This is a genomic window from Deltaproteobacteria bacterium, from assembly GCA_003194485.1.
GTDB lineage: Bacteria > Desulfobacterota > Dissulfuribacteria > Dissulfuribacterales > UBA3076 > UBA3076.
The window spans coordinates 135,424-143,241 of record PQXD01000003.1 but is presented as its reverse complement, the minus strand read 5'-3'; the positions used below and the strand labels follow the sequence as shown (position 1 = coordinate 143,241).

9 protein-coding genes and 1 pseudogene are annotated in these 7,818 nt (G+C 43.5%); 5 read left to right on the top strand and 5 right to left on the bottom strand.

The window, feature by feature from the left end; genetic code table 11:
- Positions 1 to 439: 439 nt before the first annotated feature.
- From C4B57_02885 to C4B57_02870, 4 genes and pseudogenes are all read left to right on the top strand, one after another.
- Positions 440 to 1,378 carry a radical SAM protein gene (locus C4B57_02885; GenBank protein PXF55580.1) on the top strand — a complete coding sequence of 313 codons (939 nt, stop codon included), beginning with the start codon at positions 440 to 442 and terminating at the stop codon, positions 1,376 to 1,378.
- An 827-nt stretch (positions 1,379 to 2,205) separates the two neighbouring features.
- Positions 2,206 to 2,802 carry a sulfurtransferase-like selenium metabolism protein YedF gene (gene yedF, locus C4B57_02880; GenBank protein PXF55579.1) on the top strand — a complete coding sequence of 199 codons (597 nt, stop codon included), beginning with the start codon at positions 2,206 to 2,208 and terminating at the stop codon, positions 2,800 to 2,802.
- 45 nt (positions 2,803 to 2,847) lie between these two features.
- A pseudogene (locus C4B57_02875) lies at positions 2,848 to 3,046 on the top strand (3-hydroxyacyl-ACP dehydratase).
- 162 nt (positions 3,047 to 3,208) lie between these two features.
- Entirely contained in the window at positions 3,209 to 3,814 is a 606-nt protein-coding gene (locus C4B57_02870; GenBank protein PXF55578.1) for a hypothetical protein, read from the top strand.
- Here the strand turns inward: C4B57_02870 and C4B57_02865 are convergent.
- A complete protein-coding gene (locus C4B57_02865; GenBank protein PXF55577.1) occupies positions 3,702 to 3,923 on the bottom strand; it encodes a hypothetical protein in 222 nt (73 codons plus the stop codon). The two genes, C4B57_02870 and C4B57_02865, sit on opposite strands and share 113 nt — an antisense overlap.
- A gap of 215 nt (positions 3,924 to 4,138) precedes the next feature.
- On the opposite strand from C4B57_02865, the gene C4B57_02860 reads away from it, so the two are divergent.
- Positions 4,139 to 4,324: a hypothetical protein gene (locus C4B57_02860; GenBank protein PXF55576.1), complete on the top strand. Its 186-nt coding sequence runs from the start codon at positions 4,139 to 4,141 to the stop codon at positions 4,322 to 4,324.
- A gap of 517 nt (positions 4,325 to 4,841) precedes the next feature.
- On the opposite strand, the gene C4B57_02855 is transcribed toward C4B57_02860, so the two are convergent.
- The 4 genes from C4B57_02855 to C4B57_02840 form a co-directional block, all read right to left on the bottom strand.
- Complete coding sequence (locus C4B57_02855) at positions 4,842 to 5,192, bottom strand: hypothetical protein (protein ID PXF55575.1); 351 nt, start codon at positions 5,190 to 5,192, stop codon at positions 4,842 to 4,844.
- Between the two features lie 11 nt (positions 5,193 to 5,203).
- Positions 5,204 to 6,565, bottom strand: coding sequence for a sulfate adenylyltransferase (gene sat, locus C4B57_02850; protein ID PXF55574.1), 1,362 nt, complete (start codon positions 6,563 to 6,565; stop codon positions 5,204 to 5,206).
- A 200-nt stretch (positions 6,566 to 6,765) separates the two neighbouring features.
- Positions 6,766 to 6,972: a hypothetical protein gene (locus C4B57_02845; protein PXF55573.1), complete on the bottom strand. Its 207-nt coding sequence runs from the start codon at positions 6,970 to 6,972 to the stop codon at positions 6,766 to 6,768.
- Positions 6,973 to 7,192: 220 nt separating this feature from the next.
- Positions 7,193 to 7,792 carry a hypothetical protein gene (locus C4B57_02840; GenBank protein ID PXF55572.1) on the bottom strand — a complete coding sequence of 200 codons (600 nt, stop codon included), beginning with the start codon at positions 7,790 to 7,792 and terminating at the stop codon, positions 7,193 to 7,195.
- Positions 7,793 to 7,818 lie beyond the last annotated feature (26 nt).

The following is a 7,818-nucleotide window of genomic DNA, read 5'->3' as shown; positions in this document are numbered from 1 at the left end:
TGGAATAAGGCTCTTATGACAATGAATCTCAATAATCAGCATTTCCAGAAAGTCCAGAGGGGCATAAGGCCAAAATTTGGCCGAATCGAAATCTTCGGCTGATATGATTTACGGGACACGCTCTATTAAGCCAAATGGGGCATCGCGTAACGTCTTATTACAATAGGTAAAGAGCCGCATCAGTGTCAAGAAAAATTTGTGGCGCTTGGCACTGAAATGGGAGAGATGAATCGAGTTCACGGGTTGTATGTTTAGACGGGGTACCAATGTTCCAGATTCATATCCTTGACATCTGCCGCACGATAGATATTTTGTAACTTCTCAATAAATTGAGGCACCCTGCCCTCTCCCCTGAGGGGGGAGGGCAGGGTGAGAGGGGAATCCAAAATAGCCCTGGATTATTAAGAAGTTACGATATCTTCTTTTAAAGAAATTAATTATGTATAAATATCTTTTTGGTCCCGTACCGTCGCGGCGTTTAGGAATGTCTTTGGGCATTGATCTTATTCCTCATAAAGTATGCTCGCTCAATTGCATTTATTGTGAATGCGGTTGTACTACAAATTTAACTCTAAAAAGAAAAGAATATGTTCTTTATAATGATGTAATAAAGGAATTAGATAATTATTTTAGTAATAATCCTAATCCGGATTATATTACTTTTTCCGGTTCCGGAGAGCCCACTCTTAATTCGCGCATTGGCGATGTATTACGATTTATCAAATCGAGGAAACCAGATATTCCGGTTGCCGTTTTAACAAACGGAACCTTGTTCTATCAAAAACAGGTAAGAACAGAATTACTTAACGCAGATCTTGTGCTACCTTCATTAGATGCTGCATCAGAGTCGTCTTTCCGAAAGATAAACAGGCCATTTCATAAGCTTAATATTCAGGAGTACATACAAGGTCTTCAAGACTTCAGAAATGACTATAAAGGCAAAATATGGCTCGAAGTTTTTATTATTCCTGGTTATAACGACAACAATACAGATTTAAAACTACTTAAACAAGCATTTACTAAAATCCAACCCGAAATCATACAATTAAACACGCTTGATAGGCCAGGAGCTGTATCTGATATTCGAGCAGCGACCAGAATAGAATTACAACAGATAGTAGATTACTGGAAACTTAATAATGTAGAAATTATTGCTTCTGTTTCTAAACGGAAAGATATTAAGTCTTATCGAAAAGATATAGAAACTGCAATTTTAGAAACAATATACAGAAGACCATGCACTCTTAATGATCTTGTAAAGATTATTGGATCACATATTAATGAAATTAATAAATATCTTGACATATTGGAAGCAGACAATAAAATTGAATCTACACGTCATAAAAGAGGTCTATTTTATCAAATTAAACATGAATAATCAGAGAGCATAAAAGATATCTAATGATGATTCCGCTGAAAAAACCCAATCTGCGGTGTTGCTTCAATTTTCCAGTCACTGCGACGTACGCCAAGTACGTCTCATTTCTGGAAAATTTCGCGCCTTGCACCTGCCTGCCGGCAGGCAGGTCTCGGGCTTTTTGAGCGGAATCATATTTCAAGACTTTTTGCAGTGTAATCAATGATTAGACTGTAAAAATTCCGAGATATAGTGGGCCTCTCCACAGCAACAAAGCTTACAGGAGTCTGGCTAAGCAGGTTTGAATCCCGTGAAGGTAAGTCCTTCAGAGGCCATGTAAAGAAGATCATATCCCCCTTCCCTGAAATATCTTATGGCTTCCGAACGTTACACATGTGGCATGGAGCTATTAAGATACCCTGCCTTTCAACTTTGCAGAATTATCCTGGATTATCATTAGCTGCTGCCTGATAAGCACTTTTTGCGATCTTCCAGAATGGGCTCTTACTAATTACTGTTGCCCCGACGGCCCAGGAAATGTGATGGCCGGATGAAACGAATTTTTTAGTTTCCAGATTTCTTTTTATCGAAATCTTCAATGATAATCAAGTGTATGATCAATATTATCTATTTGACATCCGGCCAGAAAACATAAATTATCCTATAGTAATTTAATAGTCTTAAGGGTTCCATTATTTAAAATGAGTCATGCCATAGGCAGCTTACATTTATATCAGATGCAATTCGTGTGTTGCCATGAAGCCCTGAAATCCGAAAAAGGGGGACCGATTCATGGCATGTATCGCATAGCATGGCGAAATAGTCCGGATACAAGCAGGAGAGGTTTTATGGAAACATTGAATTGCCGGGGGCTTGACTGTCCCCAGCCAGTGCTAAGGACCAAGGATTTTATTGAAGCTAATCCCCAGACCCCGGGATTTACAGTGGTAGTTGACAATGCCGCCGCGGCCCAGAATGTTCTTCGTTTTGTCGAAAGCCAGGGCTTCAGTGCGTCTCTTGAGCAAAAGGACGATGACTTTGAGATCAAGGCTGAAAAGTCTGAGGAAACCATTAGCGAATCTGCCGCTCAGGAACCGGCTACGTCGAGCAAGAAGACATTGGTCCTGATTCCAAAGAATACCTTGGGCTCAGGAGATGATGTGCTGGGAGCAGGGCTCATGTTCAATTTTTTAAATACGCTCAACGAGATGGGAGAGTCGCTCTGGAGAATCGTTTTCCTTAATAGCGGGATAAAGCTTACGGTTGAAGGGGCCAGGACCTTGCCTGTCATACAGCAACTTGAGGCCCAGGGTATAAGCATTCTTGTGTGTGGCACCTGCCTCACACACTTCAACCTGCTGGATCAAAAAAGGGTGGATGAGACCACGAACATGCTGGATATTGTGACAAGCCTGCAGCTCGCAGACAAGGTGATCAGCGTGTGATCCCAGCTTGCTTAAGGCGGGTATCATATAATATGAAGAAAAATAATGAAAGGACCGTATGAAAAAATATGGCAGGAACTGGGCCTGAATCTCGGGGCACATGATGCCTTGCTGGAGGTATTGAAAAAGGGTTATCAGGGATATCTATCTTGCCCAGAAAAACCGTTCTGAAGGGATGAGCTACTTTGATTTTGCAATGAGCGAGATTCATGGCCTGCGAATAAAGGAGTTGATAAATGAGAAAGCGGCCGGCCGGGCCGGTCAGTCTTGGATCGATCCGAAACGAGGCCAACTAGCCGATGCGCTGCGGGTTCGGCCCTTCGGTGTGGTGAGCCCATCCCTGTTTAGAGGACATAGATAAAGAAACTATCCGAAACATTGGATAAAACTTTTTTGGAGTTTGAGGATGCGATTCTTACGTGATCGATTCTTAATAGCGGTCGTAATAATTGCGGCAACTGTCATTTTGGGAATGTTCATACTCCATAGACAGGCGGACAGGGAAATACAATCTGATTTAGCTTCGAAAAATGCTCCGACCACATCTACACAAGCTGAGGTAAAATCATCATCCGCAGTAGTTCCGTCCATTCCTTCCAGAGGTCCATTCCGCGTTACTCGCGTCCTCGATGGCGATACGATAGTACTTGATAATGGCGAAACGGTTCGCTTGATTGGAGTAGATGCTCCCGAATTACACCACCCAGAGATTCCTGTACAGAGGTTTGGCGAAGAGGCAACAGAATTTTTGAAGCGACTTGCGGAGGGATTCGAGTGTACTTTGGAATACGAACCCAACAATCTTAGAGACCAATACGGAAGGCTTCTTGCGTACGTTTTTGTGGGAGGTCGTCTTGCAAGTTATGGTACATACTTCACGACCGGAAAGGATTCTAAGCTTACCCAACGGCTACCTCTAATGGCGTTATATAGATTTCCTCTGAAAGGCGCTCATTTATTTCCTCTGTTGACGCAGTTTCAAAGAACAATTCTAGAGCCTCACGGAGATTGAATTTAGCATCTTCAATTGTATTTCCCTGGCTCGCGATATCGAGTTCAGGACACAGTGCTACATACCCGTCACCCTCACGTTCAATGATTGCAGTAAATTTTCGTTTCATTTTTTCTCCTAATAAGCGGTCTTGTTTGCACGACTGATCAACATTAAGCCGCAGCCGAAGGCCTTAGCAGGACCAATACCAAAATAGGGTCAATCCGAATCTCTCAACGGTTTTTGGGGACGATTTCGCCCCACATATAGTTCTTGAGCCAGAGGTAAAAAGTCGGCGTTCTCTCGCCGTCGGCACCCTCAGGTTCAGCATGGTAAGAAGATCGCCTGCTGCCGTTTGCGGATACAAGATTAACCAATGCCATTGCAGAAGGGTTGAACAGAATTATCAAGATAGCCAAAAACAGGGCAAGCGGATTTCGGACATTGGATGCCTTTTCTGGCATCATTTTTCTCATGGTTGGCGACCTCAATATTCCGGCACAGATCCCAGCCTGTTTTAGAACCCTGTAAAATGACGATGTTCCCTGAAACGACGGTATATAGAAGGAAATGGACGTTTGAGAAATCTGGATATAGCCCAAAAACTCTTGGACTAGATAGCCATCCCCAAAATCAAGTATTATTTTTTCCCGGGGCTTCTGCCTGGGACGCTCAAAGATCTTCTTTTCCTTATCTACGACTACTCCTAAGTATTTGGTTTTCTGCCCAGGTATCTTTGCCTCAGGGTCCCAGTGGGTCTCTACCTCATAGGCGTATTCCTTGTTTCCAAATTTTTTGTATCTTATGAAACTCATGATGCCTATTAGGCATCATATTATAAACAGGCTACACTGTCAGGTGTTTTTGCTGCTTCATTTGATTATCAACAGAGTTGGATAATGTTGAAAGATTTAAATTGCTTGCTAATGCCTAAATAGTGCGGAGTTTAGGAAATTCTTTGTTTGTGTAAACAAAAACGCGGCAGACATCCTACTAAGAAGGTGCCCACCGCGTTAATGATTTTGTTTTGTTATTGGCTACTAAGGCCTTAAATCTCAGGAGCAGGAAGATACTCCGATTCCTTGGCTGCAGCCTCTTTTATCTCGTCCGTGCGGGCCAGAACTACATCTATTACCTCATCGCCAAGAGACTTTGCCTTGGATATCTCTTCAAACAGGGCCCTGTTAAATGCAATGGGTACATCTGTTATGAAACCCCTTGAATCTACTCTTGCGGTAAAATACGTATCAAGGATCTCTTTTGACTTTTCATCAGAGATCTCTACAGTAAACGCATTCAGTGCCCCGCCAAACATCTTGTCTATCTTGTCTTCAAGGCCGCTTCCCTTGACTGCATCCATCCTCTTATCATCAAGAAGGACAGCCATATATTTAGCCATATTTCACCTCCTTATACATCCATATCAGGTAAATCTACCTCTAATCTCTGTTCCTTTTCTGTTACATACTTGGCATTGCAGAATGGGTAGCCGAATTCCTTCCACCACTTCACGATAACCTTATATACCTCAGGCCTGAAGATAACCTTAGGTGGGAAGATACCTTCTGCCACCATGCCCCTGATAAAACTCCCGCTGAACTTCTGCTTTTCTTTGGTGTGACCGCAGCATTCACTGTATGCGATCTCGTTGCACACAGGGCAATACCAGAATTCTTTCATATTCTGAGGCCTGATTTTCAGGCCATAGGGCACGTCAGTGATGGGAGCAGGGAAGCCGAAGCTGGGAATTCCCTTGCCCCAGAGTATCTGTGTAGCCCACATATCATAATACTCACCCACGGCGGCATGATCTCTTCCGAACATGTGATGGGTGCAGCCCATGTTCTGCCTGATAATCCCGTGCAACATGGATTCAAGGGGATTTCCGTATCTCATGTCCCACAGGGTGAATGTTACAAGGTGTCTCTCGGGCTTGATGTAGCCGCCGAGATTTACCGCCTCGTGACCTTCAATGATCGCCTCATCCGGATAGTCTCCGGCCCTCTTGACACCAATGATGGCGTTTACCTGGATGCCGTGGCAGGGTTCTAAGTCGCCCGTATAGGCTGCGTTCTTCATGAGGAACTCATGGCCGATATGCGGGACGTTTCTGGTCTGATGGTTAATGACGGTCCTCCATCCCCTCCTGACATATTCTTCCCTGGATTTCCTGGGCGGAAACCAGAACCGGTCAAAGGGCGACAGGAACTTGGGCTCATTGATGATGGTGTACTTGCCGGCCAATACAACCGGATTTAGGCTCTTGTAGATAACCCAGCCCGGCATCTTTGCGTTGAATGCCTCTTTTACAACTTCCGGGTTATCTTCAGGAGTTCCGAAGGTCTTGTGGGCAAGCTCTTCCGGGTTATCAATTCTCCAGATTTCTTCAATATCGAGCGTTGCAAAGGGCTTTCCCTTAAGCCTCAGAAGCAACTTGTCTCCTGCTGTAACACCCAGGTCTTTAAGCTCTTCTTCAGTGATGTCAAAGACCAAAGGATAAGGGAAAATCCAATCGTTTAATAATCTCCTCTCTTTTAAAATCCTCTCAACCTCTGCCTTTTTCATTGACCCCTCAACAGGAGAAAAGAAGCCATAGCAGATAGACATGATCTCCCTGTAGACATTTCTTATGGGAACGCCGTCACTCAGAGTGGGTTTGATGTCATAGGCAGCATCGCATTTTTTTGCCAACTTCTTCCCCATCTCAGGATCTCTTACAACCCTTTCTACGAGTCTCCCTCCATGAGGCGGGGGGGTTTCAATCATCAACATCGCAAACCTCCTTAAATTTATTTCTTGTTTCTTGTAAATTTCAATCCCTGAAACAGGGATTCATTCTTAATAATGATAAAGCAACGATTTTTTAATAAAAAATGTACCATATAAAATCACATAACTGGAAATAAAAGCCTGGTCCGCAACATGTGATTTTTTGACATCTAAAGCCTAACCTCCTTTCCTATTTTCTCTGTTTAATTAATAATATTAAGGATAAATTGATTTGCCTTAAAAGACTGCCTAAAGCCTCCTGAAAAATATAAAAAACCAAGGCTTGGTATCATAAAAAAATAAAACGAGAAAAGCTTCTTCTTTTTAGTACGGCCCCACCTTTTTGTCAAGGACAGAATGAATACACTGGATATTTCATATAAGCGCAGGCGAATTTTGTGACGCAGCACAGGAGGCTCTTTTGAGCCTTCAGAGGCAAGCTGTGATCGTCTTTTCTCAAGCTATGGGTAAAAATACCACCATAGCCAGGATTGAGACGGCAACAGCGCAGATTATTTATGGGGTATAAAATTCGAACAACGAGGCTGGCAGATTGTCTCTGACAACAGCAGTACTCAAAAAAGGTGGAGGGAGAATTTCAGGAAAGAGCAGTAAAGTTCAGGAATAAAATCATTCCAGCTGAACACTGTACTTTTGTAATATATCTTCTTTGGTGATCCTTTCAGGAACTCCGGTTGGCATAAGAACATTACGACCGCAGAGAATGAAAACCTCATAGGCATCAAAGATGGCGTAGCGGTCCTGGTCAAAGATTATAAGCTTGTTGCCGTTTTCTTCCTTGACCTTTTCCCGGAATTTACGAATTCCGGTATCTTGGCCGTTCTGTTCCAATTTATCCTGTTGATCCATCCAGCCTTGATAGGCAGTGGTCAGGGCCATGGTCAAGATGGTTAGATACGCATGGGCTCTAAAAGCAGCCTTGGTATTTTGTGGAGGCCTCTGGATGAACCACGCCTGCTTTGCTTCCCGAAACAGGGAGTTTTCAATTTCGCTGCGGGGATCATACCCGTCATAGACCTTTAACGGTTTACTTGCAGGGCTGTTGGTCAGGATAACCAGGGTCTTGGAATCGGGATTGTTTTCTTTGTAAGGATCCTGCAAAACGACGACCGCATTTATGGGATTGGCCACGAAATCTTTATGGGTTTCATGGCTGCCACTGCCAAGCGGCCCATAAAACCCTGCAGTGGTCAAACCTTCGATACCCACAACCTCCCATGAGTCAATTACAATAG